The sequence below is a fragment of the Ancalomicrobiaceae bacterium S20 genome, from assembly GCA_040269895.1.
In the GTDB taxonomy this organism is placed as follows: Bacteria; Pseudomonadota; Alphaproteobacteria; order Rhizobiales; family Ancalomicrobiaceae; genus Methyloraptor; species Methyloraptor flagellatus.
This window is the reverse complement of the sequence record CP158568.1, coordinates 2,364,680-2,381,028: the sequence shown is the minus strand read 5'-3', so window position 1 is coordinate 2,381,028 and position 16,349 is coordinate 2,364,680. Positions and strand designations below refer to the sequence as shown.

Genomic DNA, 16,349 nt, shown 5'->3' with positions numbered 1-16,349 from the left:
CCGTGCATCAAGCCTCGCGCCAGACCCGCTCGTAGCGGCGGCCGAGGCTGGTCAGGACTTCGTAGTCGATGGTGCCCATGGCGCGGGCGATGTCGGCGAGCGCGGCGCCGGGGCCGATCAGCGTCGCAGGCGTGCCACGCGCGACCGCAGGCATGTCGGTCACGTCGACGGCCATGAGGTCCATCGACAGGCGGCCGACGATCGGTGCGCGCCGGCCGTCGAACGCGACATGGCCGCCGGGGCGGTCATCGGAGGAGGAGGCGAGGCGGTGGTAGCCGTCGGCGTAGCCGGCCGACAGGATCGCGACGCGCGAGGGCCGGGCGACGTGCTCGGCGGCGCCATAGCCGACGCTGTCGCCCGCCGCCACATCGCGGACCTGGATCACGCGTGCCTCGAGTTCGACGACCGGTCGCATCGGGCTCGGTTCGCCGGTGCTGACCGCGCCGCCGTAGAGCGCCGCGCCGGGGCGGACCAAATCGGCGTGCAGCGCCTGGTCCCGAAAGATCCCGGCCGAGTTGGCGATCGAGGCGGCGAGGCCCGGAAACCGCGCCTGTGGAAACAGGGCACGGGCCTCGGCGAAACGTTCGGCCTGACGGGCGGTCGCCGGATGGTCGGGTTCGTCGGCGCAGGCGAGATGGGTGATCAGGACGCGGACGTCGAGTGCGGACGTGAGCCGTGTGTCGGCGGCGATCTCGGCCGCCTCGGCAAGCGACAGGCCGAGCCGGTTCAGGCCCGTGTCGACATGCAGCGCGCAGGCGAGTGGCCGGCCGAGCATCCGTGCGGCGTCGGCCCAGTCCTCGATTTCCGGCACCGAGCCGAGCACCGGCGCGAGATCGTTCTCGGCGAAATCGGCAGCGAAGCCGGGCGGCAGGCCGTTGAGCACGAAGACGCGCGCGGCCGGAGCGCGGCCACGAACGCGCAGTCCCTCCGTCGCGTGCGCGACGAAGAAGGTCCTCGCGCCGACGCGGGCGAGCGCGTCGACCGCCCGTTCGAGCCTGGTGCCATAGGCATCGGCCTTGACCACGGCGGCGCATTCGGCCGGAGCGACCCGGCCCGCGAGATCGAGCCAATTCGCCGCCAGGGCCGCGAGGTCGATGGTGAGCCGGGCGCCGAAGCGCGAGTCGATCGTGGGCAGCGGATCTTGCATGACGCGCCGAGTTGGTTCCTCAGACCGCAGCGTGTCAAGCCGATGCTCGGGGGCCAGTTGGCCGGATCGGGGGCGGACACGACTACCCTCAAAGCGCTATCCGCCACGCCCGCCCGCCACGCCCGCCCGCTACAGCCGCCCGCCAAGGCCGCGCGCGGTGGCCCTCGCATTGCGGCTGTCGCAAAATCACTGCAATGCTCGGCGATCGTGCCGGCGCGGTCGTGATCCGCGCGACGGGCGGTCGGTGCGAGAGTTTGTCGCTCGTCGCGGGCCGTCGGCGGATCGATGTCCGGGATACGTGTTGGAGGCGTGCCCCCGCCCTCTCGGCGGCCGGGACGGCCTCCTGGGGGCTCCCCGTCGTATCTGCCTCGCGAAGCCGTGCCGGATCTGGAGATCGCGCCATGAACGCCCCGTCCTCTCCCGCGGTCCCGCCGCCGAGCCGCCGATCCCGGCGCGCGTCGAGCCGATCCGGCTGCCGGCCTCGATCGCGACGCTGTTCCGCACGGTCGCGCGCAATCCGCTCGCGAGCATTCCGGAACAGGCCTATCGCGAGCCCTTCGTGCGCGTGCCGCTGCTCGGCCGCGAGACGTTTCATCTCTGCGATCCCGATCTCGTCCGTGCGGTTCTGCTCGACGGCTCGGATCGCTTCGTGAAGTCCGAGGCGGCGCAGCGGGCGCTGGTGCCGGCGGTCGGTCGGGCGGTGCTGACGGCGGAGGGCGAGCGCTGGCGCTGGCAGCGGCGCGCGCTCGCGCCGATGTTCCGCCCCGAGCGCATCCTCGATTTCGTCCCCGTCATGGTCGCGCGCGCCGAGGCGACGCGCCGCCGCTGGCTGGCGCTCGCCACCGACCCGACGGCGATCACCGACGCGGCCGAGGACATGATGCTGACCACCTTCGACATCGTGCTCGATGCCTTGTTCTCCGGCCCCGACGGGATCGACGTGCCGGCCTTCGCCGCCGACATCACGGCGGCGATGGAGGGACGGGCTGGATCGTCGCCTATACCCTGTTCCGCCTACCCGAATGGACGCCCTATCCGGGCAAGCGGCGGGTCGATGCCGCGCGCGCGGCTGCGGGCCCGGGTCGAAGCGCTGGTTCGGGCACGCCGGGCGGATCCGGCCCCCCGCGCCGACCTGCTGACGCGCCTGATCGAGGCCGAGGATCCCGAGACCGGTCAGCGCATGGGTGACCGCGACGTCGCCGATAATCTGTTGACCTTCATGGTCGCGGGTCACGAGACGACCGCGCTGGCGCTGACCTGGGCGCTCTACCTGCTGACGCTTCACCCGGAGGCGACCGAGACGATCCGGGCCGAAGTCGACGCGGTCACCGGCGGCGGTGCCGTCGAGGCCGGACATGTCGACCGGCTCGTCTACACGCGCGCCGTGATCGACGAGGCGATGCGGCTCTATCCGCCGGCGCCGATCATCCCGCGCCAGGCGACCGAGGACGTCGAACTGCCCGGCCTCGGTCTGGTCCGGAAGGGCGCGCCGGTGATCATCCCGGTCTATGCCATCCAGCGCCACCGGCGGCTCTGGAGCGATCCCGACCGGTTCGATCCGACGCGCTTTCTGGGCGAGGCGCCGAAGAGCCGGCCGCGCTATGCCTATCTGCCGTTCGGGGCGGGGCCGCGCATCTGCATCGGCATGAGCTTCGCGCTCGTCGAGGCGGTCGTCGTCCTGGCGACGCTGCTGCGCGGCCTCGAGGTCTCTCCGGTCCCCGGTTTCGTACCGGAGCTGAAGGCCCGCATCACCCTTCGGCCCGAGCCGGGCCTGCCGATGCGGGTGCTGCCGCGCTGAGGAGGCGCGTTCGCGCCGCGGCGAAGTAACGTCCCGGGCTGGGCCGAGGTTATTCGTGCCGTTCCGGCAGTTGCTCGTCGCGGATGAGATCCGAGAAGCGCGTGACCTCGCCGGCGAAGTGCAGTTCGACCGAGCCCGTGGGACCGTGACGCTGCTTGCCGACGATGACTTCGGCGACGCCCTTCATGCGGTTCATGTCGGCTTCCCACTTGAACCAGGCCTCCGAACCCTTTTCGGCCGGCTCCTTCATCTTGAGATAGTATTCTTCGCGGTAGACGAACATGACGACGTCGGCGTCCTGCTCGATCGAGCCGGATTCGCGCAGGTCGGCGAGCTGCGGACGCTTGTCGTCGCGGTTCTCGACCTGGCGCGAGAGCTGCGACAGCGCGACGATCGGGACGTTGAGCTCTTTCGCCAGCGCCTTGAGGCCCGTCGTGATCTCGGTGATCTCCTGAACGCGGTTCTCGCCCTTCTTCGACGAGCCGGTCAGCAGCTGCAGGTAGTCGACGATCAAGACGTCGAGCCCCTTCTGGCGCTTCAGGCGGCGCGCGCGCGCGGCGAGCTGGGCGATCGAGATGCCGCCGGTCTGGTCGACGTAGAGCGGGATCGACTGCATCATCTGGCTGGCGGCGACCAGCTTCTCGAAATCCTGGTCGGAGATGTCGCCGCGGCGGATCCGGTTCGACGGGATCTCGGTCTGCTCGGAGATGATGCGGGTCGCGAGCTGTTCGGAACTCATTTCGAGCGAGAAGAAGCCGACCACGCCGCCGTCGACCGCCTTCATCGTGCCGTCCGGCGCCTCCTCGGCGCGATAGGCGGCGGCGATGTTGAAGGCGATGTTGGTGGCGAGCGAGGTCTTGCCCATGGCCGGTCGGCCGGCGAGGATCACGAGGTCCGAGCGCTGCAGGCCGCCGAGCCGCTGGTCGAGCGAGGAGATGCCGGTCGAGATGCCCGAGAGCTTGCCGGCGCGCTGGAACGCCGCCGCCGCCATGTCGATCGAGCCGCGCAGCGCATCGGCGAAGGAGACGAAACCGCCGTCGTAGCGGCCGGCCTCGGCCAGTTCGAACAGACGGCGCTCGGCGTCCTCGATCTGCGCGCGCGGCATCATGTCGATCGGCGCATCGAAGGCGATGTTGACCATGTCCTCGCCGATCCGGATCAGGTTGCGCCGGATCGCGAGGTCCTGGATCTGCCGGCCATGGTCGTCGGCGTTGATGATCGTGGTCGAATCGGAGGCGAGCCGCAGCAGGTACTGCGCGACGCTCATGTCGGCGATCTGGTGATCGACCGGGAAGAAGGTCTTCAGCGTGATCGGCGAGGCGACCTTGCCGGCCCGGATCATCTGGCCGATCTTCTCGAAGATCTGCCGATGCGGCTCGAGGAAGAAGTGCGCCGGCTCGAGAAAGTCCGAGACGCGGTAGTAGGTCTCGTTGTTGACCAGGATCGCGCCGATCAACTGCCGTTCCGCCTCGGCGTTGTGAGGCGCGATACGGGCGAGCGCCGAAGGCGCCTCTTCGACGCGGCGTGCGGGGAGCTTCATGGGATTGGGTCCGTTCTCGTTGTCCCAAGTCTTAACGGGGCGGCGGAGACGCGAAAAGCATCCAGCGGATTTCCCCATGCCGTCCACAGCGTTTTTCGACGCCGGCCGATTGCGGCATTGATTCTGCGTGCCATTGGAGTCCTTGGCCGTAGGCTGTCGAGGCGCACGACTCGGGCACCGGCACTCGCCTCTACGCAGAATTTCCGATGTCGTGGGCGTTCCGATGTCGGCGGGGAGATTGACGTTCGCGCCGTTTTCCGGGAGAAATTGGAATACGAAACGGTTCATAAAACTCTTAGAGGAAACGCCATGCCCCGCCAGTGCCCGATCACGCGTCGCTCATTCCTTGGAGTGGCGGCCGGCGCTGTCGCCGCGGTCGCGATCGTCGGGACGCCGGGACTGGCGCGCGCGGACTCCGGGGCCTGGTCCGATCTCAGGCCGATGATCTACGGCGCACGCCCGATCCGCGACGGCCATGGCATCGTGACCTTCAAGGCGCCCTATCGCGCCGAGGACGATCGTCGGGTGCCGGTGTCGCTGACGGCGGCCTTCACCGACGGCCGTACGGTCAAGGCGGTGTCGGTCATCGTCGACGAGAACCCGATGCCGGTCGCGGCCGACGTCAAGTTCGAGAAGCCGCTCGACCGCATCGGCCTCGGCCTCGATCTGCGCATGAACGGCCCGTCGCCGGTGCATGTCGTGGTCGAGGCGAGCGACGGCACGCTCTACATGGCCGAGAGCATGGTGCGCACCTCCGGCCTCGGCGCCTGCGCCGCGCCGCCGGTCGGCGACCCCAAGCAGGCGCTGAAGTCGCTCGGCCAGATGGTCGTGACCGACGTCACCGCGCCGACCGCCGGCAACACGACCGCGCTCAATCGCCGGGCGCGGCTGGACGTCAAGCATCCGATGAACACCGGCATGCAGATGGACCAGATCACGCTGCTCTACATCCCCGCCCGCTACATGGACGAGGTCACGGTCTCGCTCGGCGACGAGAAGCTGTTCACCGCCAAGACCGGCTTCGCCATGTCGGAGAATCCGCGGCTGGAGTTCGACTACCGCCTCAACGGCGCGGCCGAGATGGCGGTGCATGTGAAGGACACCGAGGGCGCCGCCTTCGACCGGACCTTCCCGCTCGGCCTCGGCGGCTGAGCTTGCGGCAGTCCGGAGCGGGAAAGCCGCGCCGCCGCCAAACGTCATGTCCAACGAAGAACGGCCGGACCCTTGCGGATCCGGCCGGTCTTGTTTCTGGTCTCGGCGCTGGACGCTTCGACCGTGATCGATGATCCCGGTCGGGCGCGGCGATGGAACCGAAGCGCGTCTCCCGATCGCTCGGGGATCGCGATCATTCCTCGTCGGCGTAGCCGTCTTCGTCGGTGATCGGGCCGACTTCACGCTCGAAGGTGTCCTGCTCGCGCACAAGCACGGCCTCGCCGCGGGCCTGACGCTCGGCCTCGTCGGCCGAACGGGCGACGTTGACCGTGACCTTGGCCTCGACCTCGGCGTGCAGGGCGACGACGACCGTGTGCAGGCCGATGGTCTTGATCGGCATGTTCAGCACGACCTGCGAGCGCTCGACGGTGAAGCCGCCGGCCTCCAGGATCTCCGCCACGTCGCGGCTCGACACCGAACCGTAGAGCTGGCCCATCTCACCGGCCGAACGGATGACGATGAAGCTCTGACCGTCGAGCTTCTCGGCGACGGCCTGGGCCTCGCTCTTGCGCTCGAGGTTGCGGGCCTCGAGCTGCACGCGCTCGCGCTCGAAGCGCTCCTTGTTGGCCTTGGTGGCGCGCAGCGCCTTGTGGCGCGGCAGCAGGAAGTTACGGGCAAAGCCGTCCTTGACCTTGACGACATCGCCCATCTGGCCGAGGCGGCCGATGCGCTCCAGAAGGATGACTTCCATGGGGTTTCTCCTTTGCGATGGTTCGCTGTTTCGAAGGGGATGAAAACTCAGCCGGCGGTGCCGGCCCGGCCGCGCCGCCGGAAGCCGAGGAACGGCTCCAGCAGTCCGACCACGGCGACGAGCAGCGCCGGGAAGGTGAACAGGAAGATCAGGCCGTAGACGGCGGCGAGCACCAGGATCCGAAGGCCGGATCCGCGCGTCGCCGCATGCAGCACGGCGAGACCGACGATGAAATGCGCCGCGAACAGCGCGCCCGCGAAGGGCAGCGCCAGGAGCCCGAGCGGGGAGGGCGCGAAGGCGAGCACGAAGGCGGCGGCGAAACCGATGCCGCTGCCGCGCGGCAGCTCGATCGCGGCGAGGTCCTCCCACGGCCGCTCGAGCCGGTCCGACTTGCGCACGACATGGGCCGCGATCCACAGATTGACGACCGTCACCAGCACGCGGCTGATCGCCAGAAACGCCGGCAGGAACACCGACACGGCCCGCACCACGGGCTCGAGCTCGGCCTTGATCCGCGGATCGAGCGGACGGTCGCCGCGCTCCACCATCTCGAAGAACGCCTCGCTCATCGCCTTGCCGACCGTCTCGGTGTCATAGCCCGAGGCGACGCCGACCACGATCACACCGAAGGCGGTCGCGAGCGACAGCGCGAGCAGCATGCGGCCGAGCGGATACCATTCGAGCGCCGGGCCGCCGAACGGCCGCGCTTCGGCCGGCACGGCGCGCGACAGGCCGATCATATGGACCGCGACCAGGGTCGGGACGGTGCCGGTGACGAGATGGTTGAGCGCCGCGAAGGGGCCGAGCAGCACGCCGAGCACCAGGGCGCTGATGCCGCCGGCGATCAGGCCCGCGATCCGTCCCCAGCCGAGCGCGGCGATCGCGATCGGCAGTGCCGACAGCATCGACAGCGGCACGGCGAGCGTCGTCCCGCCCGCCAAAGACACGACGAGCGCCGCGGAGGCGAGCCCCGCGCCGAGACCGACAAAGATGGAGGATCGATCAGCCGTCATGGCCATCGTCCAGCTGTCCCGCTCTTGAGCGGTTAGAGGCGGCTAGCCCCAACCCGATCGTTCGGCGGCCGGTTCTGAGCGGGGTCGGCCACGTCACCCCTTGGGTATTCCGATCACCTCCGAAGCGTCGGACGCTCGGAGAAGAGAGTGCGGACCCCGGCATGCGCCGGGATCCGCGCCATGATCACTTGATCACGAACGGCAGCAGGCCGAGGAAGCGGGCGCGCTTGATCGCCTTGGCGAGCTCGCGCTGCTTCTTGGTCGACACCGCGGTGATGCGGCTCGGGACGATCTTGCCGCGCTCCGAGATGAAGCGCTGCAGGAGCTTGACGTCCTTGTAGTCGATCTTCGGAGCATTTGCGCCGGAGAACGGGCAGGTCTTGCGACGACGGAAGAACGGCCGACGCGTCGGGATCTGGTTGATATCGACCATCACTCGTTGTCCTCAGCGCCTTCGCCACCGAAATCGTCACGGCGCGGGCCGCGCTCGCGACGCGGACCACGATCGCCGCGGTCCCCACGATCGCCACGGTCACCGCGGCGGTCGTCGCGACGCTCGTCGCGATCACGCTTCTGCAGCATGACCGACTGACCCTCTTCGAGGGCCTCGACCTTGATGGTCATGAAGCGCAGCACGTCTTCGGAGATGCCCATCTGGCGCTCCATCTCGGCGACGGCCGGAGCCGGGGCCTCGATGTTCATCAGCGCGTAGTGAGCCTTGCGGTTCTTCTTGATGCGGTAGGCGAGCGACTTCAGGCCCCAGTTCTCCACCTTGGAGACCTTGCCACCGTTGCCCTCGATAACCGCCTTGTACTGCTCGACCAGGGCATCCACCTGCTGGGGCGAAATGTCCTGACGAGCGAGGAAAACATGCTCGTAGAGCGGCATGTGTCGTTCCTTGTCTCGTATGGTCCTCGAACCTGTCCGACACCGGCGCCAAGCCTCCCGGGGCCTCGCGAGGAAGGAGGCACCGAAACGTTCGACAGTCGGAGAGCGGAGACACGGGACGCCGGGATCCTTCGATCCCTGTCCGGCACGGGCCGCGCTTGCGAAGAAGCAGGGCAAATGCAGAACCGTCCGTTCAGCCACCGGCCGGGTGTCCGACAGAATGCGCGGGTTCTACAGATTTTCGCCCGAAACGCAACCCCGAAACGCATCGTCGAAGCGACGCCCTTGCGCGACGCTTCGACAGGCGCGGTCGCCCGGAAAGCCGCAGCGGCGGTCCTTTCCGGTCACCAATGCGCGAAATCGGCGGAAAACCGCCCGCCTCGACGCTGGCCCGGCCTTGACAGTCGCAGCCGCCCGACGCATCTGCCTGCCCAAGAGGCGCAAGCCGGCGCGAGCGTGTCCGGCTATCATGGCGCCGACGAAAAATCACCACGCCAAGAAGACGTGTCTTGAGGGCGGAGCGCGGGACGAGAGACGGGATGACCACGGCATTCACCTTCCCCGGACAGGGAAGCCAGACGATCGGCATGGGCAAGACGCTGGCCGACACCTATCCGGAAGCCCGCGCGGTCTTCGACGAAGTGGACGCCGCCCTCGGCCGCAAGCTCTCCGACGTGATGTGGAACGGGCCGGACGGCGACCTGACCCTGACCGAGAACGCGCAGCCGGCGCTGATGGCCGTCAGCCTCGCGACCATTCGGGTGCTCGAGGCACGCGGCTTCGACCTCGCCCGCCATGTCGCCTACGTCGCGGGCCACTCGCTCGGCGAATATTCGGCGCTCGCCGCCGCCGGCAGCTTCTCGATCGGCGACGCCGCTCGTCTTCTCAAGACGCGCGGGCGCGCGATGCAGTCGGCCGTGCCGGTCGGCGAGGGCGCCATGGCGGCGCTGCTCGGCCTCGACTACGCCGCCGCCGTCGCGGTCGCCGCCGAGGCGGCCGAGGGCGAGGTCTGCCAGGCCGCCAACGACAATGCCGATGGCCAGGTCGTGGTCTCCGGCACCAAGACAGCCGTGGAGCGCGCGGTCGCGATCGCCAAGGCCAAGGGCGCCAAGCGCGCGATGCTGCTCAATGTCTCCGCGCCGTTCCATTGTGCGCTGATGGCGCCGGCCGCCGAAGCCATGGCCGAGGCGCTCGCGAATGTCGCGATCGCCGCTCCGGTCGTGCCGCTGGTCGCCAACGTGCTGGCCGCGCCGATCTCCGACCCGGCCGAGATCCGCCGCCGGCTGGTCGAGCAGGTAACCGGCACGGTGCGCTGGCGCGAGAGCGTGCGCTTCCTCGCCGGCGCCGGCGTGACCCGCCTGGTCGAGGTCGGCTCGGGCAAGGTGCTGACCGGCCTCGTCAAGCGCATCGTCGACGGTGTCGAGGCGGTCTCGCTCAATACGCCCGAAGATATCGACAAGCTGCTCGCGCCCGCCGAGGCGTGAGCGCGAAGTCCTGAAGTCCAGCACGCCGGGCCTCGCGAGACCCGGCGCGCGCCCGATCCCGGCGACCGCGGAGCCGGGCGACATGCCGTCGCCCGCGCTTGCGGTTCGCTCCCGAAGGAGAGATCTCAATGTTCGACCTGACCGGCAAGGTCGCCCTCGTCACCGGCGCGACCGGCGGCATCGGCAACGCCATCGCCCGCACGCTGCACGCCCGCGGCGCGACCGTCGCGCTTTCCGGCACCCGTGCCGAGGTGCTCGAAGGCCTGAAGGCCGAACTTGGCGAACGCGCGCATGTCTTCGCCGCCAATCTCTCCGATCGGGCCTCGGTCGATGCGCTGGTGCCGGCCGTCGAGGCCGGGCTCGGCAAGCTCGACATCCTGGTCAACAACGCCGGCATCACGCGCGACAATCTGTTCATGCGCATGAAGGACGAGGAGTGGGATCAGGTCATCGAGGTGAACCTGACCGCCGGCTTCCGCCTGTCGCGCGCCGCGCTGAAGGGCATGATGAAGCGCCGCTTCGGCCGCATCGTCGGCATCACCTCGGTGGTCGGCGTGACCGGCAATGCGGGGCAGGGCAACTATGCCGCAGCCAAGGCCGGCATGATCGGTATGTCGAAGTCGCTGGCCAAGGAAGTCGCGAGCCGCAACATCACCGTCAACTGCGTGGCGCCGGGCTTCATCGAGAGCCCGATGACCGATGCGCTGAACGAAAAGCAGAAGGAAGGCATCCTCGCCGCGGTGCCGGCCGGCCGACTCGGCACCGGCGCGGAAATCGCTGCCGCGGTGCTGTATCTGTCGAGCGAGGAGGCGGCCTACGTGACCGGCGAAACGCTGCACGTGAACGGCGGCATGGCCATGGTCTGAAGCGCGGTTTTCCGCGCGTTTCCATGGCTCCATACGGGGTTGTCGGGGCGGCTCCTGTCACTGGTCAAGCCAAATAAAGTGTGGTAGCACCACCCCGTCTCATCAAGAGAACAGACAAGATCGATCCAACGATCGGGTCGGAAGCGTGGACTCCGGGGGCGTCCGTACCGAAGTGAAGCTTCGGAGGATTTCCGGAATGGAGGGTCCCCGGCGGATCGGACGATCCGGGCGTTTGCCCGGATGCGCTTCGGACCGCTGACAGACGGTCGGCCACGACATCCGGCCTCCGCCGACGGGCGGAAGACGGACGGAGAGCCGCCGTGTGGGGCATCCTCTCGCTTCGATGGCAGGCGGCCGCTCGCCGGCAGGGCGCCCACGAACGGGCGGGCGTCCCGGCGCGTGAGTAATTCCGAATCCAGTGTCTTCAAGGAAGAGAAACATGAGCGATATCGCTGAACGGGTGAAGAAGATCGTGGTCGAGCACCTCGGCGTGGACCCGGAGAAGGTGACCGAGAACGCGAGCTTCATCGACGATCTCGGCTCGGACTCCCTCGACGTCGTCGAACTCGTCATGGCGTTCGAAGAGGAATTCGGCGTCGAGATCCCGGACGATGCGGCCGAGACGATCCTCACCGTCGGCGACGCGGTGAAGTTCCTCGAGAAGAACGCCGGCTGATCGGCCTTCTCGCAACGCGAACGAATTTATGCCGACCGGGTGCCGACGCGCCCGGTCGGAACTCTGTTTGAGGCGGAGCTCCGACTCCGCGACAGCGAGCGCCGGCCGATCGGGCCGGGTGGATCGTTGGGGCATTGCCTGAGGGCGCCCCGGCGAGCCGGCCGAGGCTCCGGCGCTCCGGACCATTCGGGCACAAGAGAAAAATGCGCAGGGTCGTCATCACGGGTTTGGGAATGGTCACGCCGGTCGGCGGCGACGTGGAAACCTCCTGGGCGAACATCCTCGCCGGCAAGAGCGGCGTCTCGAGGGTCACGCATTTCGAGGTCGACGATCTCGCCTGCAAGATCGCGGCGCAGATCCCGCGTGGCGACGGTTCCAACGGCACCTACAATCCCGACCAGTGGATGGAGCCGAAGGAACAGCGCAAGGTGGACGAGTTCATCGTCTTCTCGATGGCGGCGGCGAAGCAGGCGCTCGACGACGCCGGCTGGCATCCGAAGACCTATGAAGAGCAGATCACGACCGGCGTGCTGATCGGCTCCGGCATCGGCGGCATCGGCGGCATCTACGATGCCTCGATCACGCTGAAGGAGAAGGGCCCGCGCCGCGTGTCGCCGTTCTTCATCCCCGGCCGCCTGATCAACCTCGCCGGCGGTTACGTCTCGATCACCCACGGCCTGAAGGGCCCGAACTCGGCGGTCGTCACGGCCTGTTCGACCGGCGCTCATGCGATCGGCGACGCGGCGCGTCTCGTCGCGCTCGGCGATGCCGACGTCATGGTCGCGGGCGGCGCCGAATCGCCGATCAACCGGCTGTCGATCGCCGGCTTCGCCGCCTGCCGCGCGCTGTCGACCGGCTACAACGACGATCCGACCAAGGCTTCGCGTCCCTACGACAAGGGCCGCGACGGCTTCGTCATGGGCGAGGGCGCCGGCGTCGTGGTGGTCGAGGAGTACGAGCACGCCAAGGCGCGCGGTGCCAAGATCTATGCCGAGATCATCGGCTACGGCATGTCCGGCGACGCCCACCACATCACCGCCCCCTCCGAGGACGGCGACGGTGCGTTCCGCTGCATGTCGGCCGCGATGAAGCGGGCCGGCATCTCGGCCTCCGATATCGACTACATCAACTCGCACGGCACCTCGACGCCGCTCGGCGACGAGATCGAACTCGGCGCGGTGCAGCGTCTGGTCGGCAATGCGGCGGCGAGCATCTCGATGTCGTCGACCAAGTCGATGACCGGTCACCTGCTCGGCGCCGCGGGCGCCATCGAGGCGATCTTCTCGGCGCTGGCGATCCGCGACGGCATCTGTCCGCCGACGATCAACCTCGACGATCCCTCGGTCGAGACCGCGATCGACCTGGTGCCGCACACCCCGAAGAAGAAGACGATCGACATCGCGCTGTCGAACTCCTTCGGCTTCGGCGGCACCAACGCGACGCTGATCCTGCGCAAGGTCGCCTGAGCCGTTTTCGTGCGGCAGGGCGATCATGTCCTCCGCCGAGGCGCGCCGCGCTCCCATCCGAAAGCCGCCCCACGCCGGGCGGCTTTCGTGTTTTTCGCCCGAACGTTTTCAGGTGATCGACCCGACCGGGCGCGGGCTTCGCTTGCCGAGAGGGGGCGTGAGCCGCTAAATGGCGGCGGCCCGCACCGGTCTTCGATCGTGCGAGTCGGTATCGCCGGACACGAGCGGCGCTCGGTCGCGGCTGGCGCCCCGAGAGGGCTCGGAACCCGGTTTCGCCATATTCTTCGCCCACCTCGGGCGGCGATGGAAAAGTCCGGAACGTCTGTCGCAGGGAGTTGATCCGTACCCATGACCCCCGCCGATAGCGATCAGCCGAACGACCTCCGCCCGGAAACCGACGCCGCTGCCACGCCGCCGTCCGTCGGTTCGCCGCAGGGCACAGGTGCGTCGTCGGCGGCCGCGGCGCCCGACGTGGCGCCACCGCCGCCGCGCGAGCCGTTCCAGCCGCGCGAGGCGCCGCGCGCCGCGCCGAAGAGCCCGCGTGCCGCGATCGAGCCGACGGCCGTGCCGCCGCCACCGCCGCGCCGCCGGCGCTCCAAGGCCGCGCGCAACCCGATCGTGGTGTTCCTGAACGGCGCGATGAGCCTCCTGACCTTCATCGCGGTCGTGGCGGTGATCGCCGCGGTCTATGGCAAGAACCGCTTCGAGCAGCCGGGGCCGCTGACCGAGACCAAGGTCGTCCTGATCTCCAAGGGCTCGACCATCGACACGATCGGCGACACGCTGCAGAAGGCCGGCGTCGTCTCCGAAGCGTGGATCTTCGCGCTCGGCACCAAGCTCCTGAGCCTCACCGGACAGATGAAGGCCGGCGAGTACGAATTCCATCCCGGCGTCAGCATGGCCGAGGTCGCCGAGATCATGGTCGAGGGCCGTTCGGTCCAGCACACCGTGACCTTCCCGGAGGGCTGGTCGAGCGAGCAGGTCGTGGCGCGGCTCAACGACGAGCAGATGCTCGCGACCCGGATCACCGCGATCCCCGAAGAAGGTTCGCTGCTGCCGGAGACCTACAAGTTCACCCGCGGCGACACCAAGATCTCCGTGCTCGAGAAGATGCGCCGCGAGCAGGATCGCCGGCTCGCCGAGATCTGGAAGGCGCGTGCCGAGGGCCTGCCGCTCGCCACGCCGCGCGATCTGGTGATCCTCGCCTCGATCGTCGAGAAGGAGACCGCCAAGCCCGAGGAGCGCGCGCGCATCGCCGCGGTGTTCGTGAACCGGCTGCGCAAGAACATGCGGCTCGAGACCGATCCGACCGTGCTCTACGGCCTCTACGGCGGCAAGGCCTGGGTCGAGGGGCGCACGATCACGCGCTCGGACCTCGCCGCGCCGAACCCCTACAACACCTATCGTATCAACGGCCTGCCGCCGGGCCCGATCGCCAATCCGGGCCGCGCGGCCATGGAGGCAGTCGCCAATCCGGCCAAGACCAACGAACTGTTCTTCGTCGCCGACGGCACCGGCGGCCACGTCTTCGCCGAGACGCTCGACGAGCACAACAAGAACGTCCAGCGCTGGCGGCAGATCGAGCAGCAGCGTCGCAGCGATGCGCCGGCCCCTGGCGCCACGACCGCCCCGGCGGGCAGCGCCACGGCGCCGATCGCGCCGACCCCGCTGCGCCAGAACCGTTCCGGCGCCACGCCCCAGCCGGCCAGCCCCTCGCAGAACCCCGCCACTCCGGCCGGGCAGTTCCCCGCCAAGATCAACTGACGGTCCCCCGCACGCCACTCACCGGCCGGATCCCGGCGATTTCGTTTCCGGCCGAAAGACAATATTGTCCCTGCGTCGCGCGCCGCGCCCGCCTGTTCGGGTGAGCGCGGGGCCACGATGCTGACGAGGTCGGAGCATGGGTCTTCTGAGCATGACCGGGTTCGCCCGGATGGACGGATCGACGGCCGGCCAGCGCTGGACCTGGGAACTGCGCTCGGTCAACGGCAAGGGCCTCGACCTCCGCCTCCGCCTGCCGCCGGGGCTCGACCGGCTCGAGATCCCGAGCCGCGACAAGCTCGCAAAACGGTTGACGCGCGGCTCGGTGCAGGCCGGTCTGTCGGTCGCCCGCGAGGCCGGCGCGACGCTGAAGGTCAACGAGGATGTGCTCGCCGCGGTGCTCGGCATCATGGAGCGCGTCGCCGGTCGTATCCCGACCACGCCCCCGACGCTCGACGGCATTCTGAACATCCGCGGCGTGCTCGAGACGGCCGACGCCGAGGAGAGCGAGGAGAGCCGCAAGGCGCTCGACGCCGCTGTCCTCGCCGGCCTCGACGGCGCGCTCGACGGGCTCGTCGATGCGCGGGCGCGCGAGGGCGAGGCCGTCGGCCGTGTGCTGCTCGGCCATGTCGCCGAGATCGAGCGCCTCGCCCGCGCCGCCGAGGACTGCCCGGCGCGGCGGCCGGACGCGATCAAGGCCCGGCTCGCCGAGCAGGTCCGCGAGCTCATGGACGCCGTTCCGGCGCTCGACCCGCAGCGGCTGCATCAGGAGGCGGTGCTGATCGCGACCCGCGCCGACATCCGCGAGGAACTCGACCGGCTCTATGCCCATGTCGCACAGGCCCGCGCCCTCGTCGCCGACGGCGGCCCGATCGGCCGCAAGCTCGACTTCCTCGCCCAGGAGTTCAACCGCGAGACCAACACGCTCTGTTCGAAGTCGAACGACCGCGAACTGACCGCGATCGGTCTCGACCTCAAGGCCGTGGTCGACCAGCTCCGCGAGCAGATCCAGAACATCGAGTGACCACGACTCGCTGCCCTTTCCGTGGGCGGCGCCCATAGCCTCCCCCATCACCGCCCGAACCCGACCGAGACCCGCTTCCCCATGTCCTCCGCCGATCTGCCCCAGGCTCACCAGTCCTCCCGCAACCCGCGCGTCGAGATCGCCCGCCGCGGCGTGATGCTGGTGCTGTCGTCGCCCTCCGGCGCCGGCAAGGGCACGCTGTCGCGGCTCGTGCTCGACACCGAGACCGACATCAAGCTGTCGATCTCTGTGACGACCCGGCCGCGCCGGCCGAGCGAGGTCCACGGCGTCCACTACCACTTCATCTCGGTGCCGGAATTCGAGAGCCTGCGCGACCGCAACGGCCTGCTCGAATGGGCCGAGGTGCACGGCAACTACTACGGCACGCCGATCGCGCCGGTCGAGCAGGCGATCGCCGACGGTCGCGACGTGCTGTTCGACATCGACTGGCAGGGCGCCGCGCAGCTCGTCGAGCGCATGCCGGACGACGTGGTCACGATCTTCATCCTGCCGCCGAGCATGGGCGAACTGCGCCAGCGCCTGCAGCGCCGCGCCGAGGACGCGGCCGACGTGATCGAGAAGCGGCTGAAGAACTCGTCGCGCGAAATGGCCGAATGGTCCCGCTTCGACTACGTGATCGTCAACGACGACCTCGATGCCGCCTTCGCCGACGTCAAGGCGATCCTTCGCGCCGAGCGACTGAAGCGCAAGCGCCGCATGGGCGTACAGCCGTTCATCGACCGGCTGATCGCCGGCGACCTCGGCTGAGAGACGTCAGGGGCG

At 69.1% G+C, this 16,349-nt stretch carries 16 protein-coding genes; 10 read left to right on the top strand and 6 right to left on the bottom strand.

Going from position 1 to position 16,349, the window contains the following annotated elements:
- Positions 1–7 precede the first annotated feature (7 nt).
- Positions 8–1,147: an alanine racemase gene (alr, locus tag ABS361_10845; GenBank protein ID XBY46661.1), complete on the bottom strand. Its 1,140-nt coding sequence runs from the start codon at positions 1,145–1,147 to the stop codon at positions 8–10.
- Between the two features lie 298 nt (positions 1,148–1,445).
- Here alr and ABS361_10840 point away from each other — a divergent pair, with 298 nt between their 5' ends.
- The gene (locus ABS361_10840; GenBank protein XBY46660.1) at positions 1,446–2,945 is read left to right on the top strand and encodes a cytochrome P450; all 1,500 of its coding nucleotides are present in this window, start codon (positions 1,446–1,448) and stop codon (positions 2,943–2,945) included.
- Between the two features lie 49 nt (positions 2,946–2,994).
- Here ABS361_10840 and ABS361_10835 read toward each other — a convergent pair whose 3' ends face one another.
- Complete coding sequence (locus ABS361_10835) at positions 2,995–4,485, bottom strand: replicative DNA helicase (protein ID XBY46659.1); 1,491 nt, start codon at positions 4,483–4,485, stop codon at positions 2,995–2,997.
- Between the two features lie 309 nt (positions 4,486–4,794).
- Here ABS361_10835 and ABS361_10830 point away from each other — a divergent pair, with 309 nt between their 5' ends.
- Positions 4,795–5,637: a quinoprotein dehydrogenase-associated SoxYZ-like carrier gene (locus ABS361_10830; GenBank protein ID XBY46658.1), complete on the top strand. Its 843-nt coding sequence runs from the start codon at positions 4,795–4,797 to the stop codon at positions 5,635–5,637.
- Positions 5,638–5,830: 193 nt separating this feature from the next.
- Here ABS361_10830 and rplI read toward each other — a convergent pair whose 3' ends face one another.
- The 4 genes from rplI to rpsF form a co-directional block, all read right to left on the bottom strand.
- Complete coding sequence (gene rplI, locus ABS361_10825; GenBank protein ID XBY46657.1) at positions 5,831–6,388, bottom strand: 50S ribosomal protein L9; 558 nt, start codon at positions 6,386–6,388, stop codon at positions 5,831–5,833.
- Positions 6,389–6,435: 47 nt separating this feature from the next.
- Positions 6,436–7,401: a DUF2232 domain-containing protein gene (locus ABS361_10820; GenBank protein XBY46656.1), complete on the bottom strand. Its 966-nt coding sequence runs from the start codon at positions 7,399–7,401 to the stop codon at positions 6,436–6,438.
- 184 nt (positions 7,402–7,585) lie between these two features.
- Positions 7,586–7,834: a 30S ribosomal protein S18 gene (rpsR, locus tag ABS361_10815; GenBank protein ID XBY46655.1), complete on the bottom strand. Its 249-nt coding sequence runs from the start codon at positions 7,832–7,834 to the stop codon at positions 7,586–7,588.
- Entirely contained in the window at positions 7,834–8,289 is a 456-nt protein-coding gene (gene rpsF, locus ABS361_10810; GenBank protein ID XBY46654.1) for a 30S ribosomal protein S6, read from the bottom strand. Before rpsF ends, rpsR begins: the two co-directional genes overlap by 1 nt.
- Before the next feature lie 177 nt (positions 8,290–8,466).
- Here rpsF and ABS361_10805 point away from each other — a divergent pair, with 177 nt between their 5' ends.
- The 8 genes from ABS361_10805 (at position 8,467) to gmk (ending at position 16,334) form a co-directional block, all read left to right on the top strand.
- Positions 8,467–8,802, top strand: coding sequence for a hypothetical protein (locus ABS361_10805; protein ID XBY46653.1), 336 nt, complete (start codon positions 8,467–8,469; stop codon positions 8,800–8,802).
- A 26-nt stretch (positions 8,803–8,828) separates the two neighbouring features.
- Positions 8,829–9,773, top strand: coding sequence for an ACP S-malonyltransferase (fabD, locus tag ABS361_10800; protein XBY46652.1), 945 nt, complete (start codon positions 8,829–8,831; stop codon positions 9,771–9,773).
- A 128-nt stretch (positions 9,774–9,901) separates the two neighbouring features.
- Complete coding sequence (gene fabG, locus ABS361_10795) at positions 9,902–10,639, top strand: 3-oxoacyl-[acyl-carrier-protein] reductase (GenBank protein ID XBY46651.1); 738 nt, start codon at positions 9,902–9,904, stop codon at positions 10,637–10,639.
- A gap of 439 nt (positions 10,640–11,078) precedes the next feature.
- Complete coding sequence (locus ABS361_10790) at positions 11,079–11,315, top strand: acyl carrier protein (GenBank protein ID XBY46650.1); 237 nt, start codon at positions 11,079–11,081, stop codon at positions 11,313–11,315.
- A 203-nt stretch (positions 11,316–11,518) separates the two neighbouring features.
- Entirely contained in the window at positions 11,519–12,781 is a 1,263-nt protein-coding gene (gene fabF / locus ABS361_10785) for a beta-ketoacyl-ACP synthase II (GenBank protein XBY46649.1), read from the top strand.
- 348 nt (positions 12,782–13,129) lie between these two features.
- Positions 13,130–14,545 carry an endolytic transglycosylase MltG gene (mltG, locus tag ABS361_10780; protein ID XBY46648.1) on the top strand — a complete coding sequence of 472 codons (1,416 nt, stop codon included), beginning with the start codon at positions 13,130–13,132 and terminating at the stop codon, positions 14,543–14,545.
- A gap of 136 nt (positions 14,546–14,681) precedes the next feature.
- On the top strand, positions 14,682–15,566 hold the full coding sequence (locus ABS361_10775; GenBank protein XBY46647.1) for a YicC/YloC family endoribonuclease: 885 nt from the start codon (positions 14,682–14,684) through the stop codon (positions 15,564–15,566).
- 81 nt (positions 15,567–15,647) lie between these two features.
- Positions 15,648–16,334, top strand: coding sequence for a guanylate kinase (gmk, locus tag ABS361_10770; GenBank protein XBY46646.1), 687 nt, complete (start codon positions 15,648–15,650; stop codon positions 16,332–16,334).
- The last annotated feature ends 15 nt before the right edge of the window (positions 16,335–16,349 follow it).